This window comes from Salinivibrio sp. SS2 (assembly GCF_001722075.1).
GTDB lineage: Bacteria > Pseudomonadota > Gammaproteobacteria > Enterobacterales > Vibrionaceae > Salinivibrio > Salinivibrio proteolyticus.
Genome location: NZ_MEBP01000115.1, coordinates 1 through 2,250 on the forward strand (window position 1 = coordinate 1; position 2,250 = coordinate 2,250).

At 54.1% G+C, this 2,250-nt stretch carries 1 protein-coding gene; it reads left to right on the forward strand.

The features are described from left to right. Positions 1 to 2,250, forward strand: a 2,250-nt coding sequence (locus BGK46_RS14610; protein WP_217492741.1) for a VCBS domain-containing protein, incomplete at both ends; no start/stop codon positions are given.

The window sequence follows — 2,250 nt, forward strand, 5'->3', positions numbered from 1 at the left end:
GCGCCAGAAGTGACCGGTGAGTTTGTCGGTTCCGTCACTGAGGGCAATGAAGGCGATGCACCTGTCACTGCAACGGGTACGATTGCGATCACTGATGTTGACACCGACGATGCGCCTACCTTTGCCGATGTCACACAAGCGAGTACATATGGTTCGCTAGAACTAGTGAATGGCAACTGGACCTATACGCTTGATCAGTCTGCGGTGCAGAACTTGGATGCCGATGATCAGGTTACCGATACCATCACCCTCATCGCCTCTGATGGCACCCAGCAAGATATTGTGATCACCATTACTGGTAGCGAGGATGCGCCCGAAGTCACCGGTGAGTTTATTGGTTCCGTGACCGAAGGTAACGAAGGCGATGCGCCTGTCACCGCGACGGGCACCATTGCGATCAGCGATGTGGATGGCGACGATACACCCACCTTTGCGGACACCACTGAGACAGGCACCTATGGTTCGCTGGAATTGGTCGATGGCAGCTGGACCTACACCCTCGATCAGTCTGCGGTGCAGAACTTGGACGCTGGCGATCAAGTTACGGATACCATCACCCTCACCGCCTCTGATGGCACCCAGCAAGCTATTGTCATCACCATTACCGGTAGCGAGGACCTACCTGAAGTCACCGGTGAGTTTATTGGTTCAGTCACCGAGGGCAATGAAGGCGATGCGCCTGTCACTGCCACGGGCACCATTACGATCAGCGATGTCGACGGTGACGATGCACCCGCCTTTGCCGATACCACTGAGGCAGGGACTTATGGTTCGCTCGAGCTGGTGAACGGCAACTGGACTTACACCCTTGATCAAGACAGCGTGCAGGATTTAGATGCTGGCGATCAAGTGACAGATACCATTACCCTGACGGCAAGCGATAACACGCAGCAAGATATTGTTATCACCATTACAGGGACGGATGACGACCCTGAAGTCACCGGTGAGTTTATTGGTTCCGTCACCGAAGGCAACGAAGGTGATGCGGCCGTGACTGCCACGGGCACCATTGCGATAAGTGATGTGGATGGCGACGATGCACCCACCTTTGCCAATACCACAGCAACCGGCACTTATGGTTCACTCGAGCTGGTCGATGGCAGCTGGACCTACACCCTCGATCAGTCTGCGGTACAGAATTTAGATGCTGGCGATCAGGTCACCGATACCATCACTCTGACTGCCTCTGATGGCACACAGCAAGCTATTGTTATCACTATTACTGGTAGCGAGGATGCGCCTGTAGTCAGTGGTGAGTTTGTCGGTTCAGTGACCGAAGGCAACGAAGGTGATGCACCTGTCACTGCCACCGGCACCATTACGATCAGTGATGTCGACGGTGACGATGCACCCACCTTTGCCGATACCACAGCGTCTGGCACTTATGGTTCACTCGAGCTAGTCGATGGCAATTGGACTTACACCCTCGATCAAGCCAGCGTGCAGAACTTAGACACTGGCGATCAGGTCACCGATACCATTACCCTCACCGCCTCTGATGGTACTGAGCAAGCCATTGCGATCACTATTACTGGGACAGATGACGACCCTGTAGTCAGTGGTGAGTTTATCGGTTCCGTCACCGAAGGCAACGAAGGTGATCCCCCTGTCACTGCCACCGGCACCATTACGATCAGTGATGTCGACGATGGCGATAATCCAACCTTTGCCAATACTACAGAGACCGGTACCTATGGTTCGCTCGAAGTGGTGAACGGCAATTGGACTTACACCCTCGATCAAGCCAGCGTGCAGGATTTGGATGCTGGCGATCAGGTCACCGATACCGTTACCCTGACGGCCTCTGATGGCACCCAGCAAGCCATTGTGATCACCATTACTGGTAGCGAAGATGCGCCTGAAGTCAGTGGTGAGTTTGTGGGTTCAGTCACCGAAGGTAACGAAGGCGATGCGCCTGTCACCGCAACGGGCACCATTGCGATCAGCGATGTCGACGATGGCGATAATCCAACCTTCGCCAATACTATAGCGTCTGGCACTTATGGTTCACTCGAGCTGGTCGATGGTGATTGGACGTATACTCTCGATCAGTCTGCGGTACAGAATTTGGATGCCGGCGATCAAGTCACCGATACCATTACCCTGACTGCCTCTGATGGCACCCTGCAAGATATTGTTATCACGATTACTGGTAGCGAGGATGCGCCAGAAGTGACCGGTGAATTTGTCGGTTCCGTCACTGAGGGCAATGAAGGCGATGCCCTTACACACAGCTCCGAGCCCACGAGA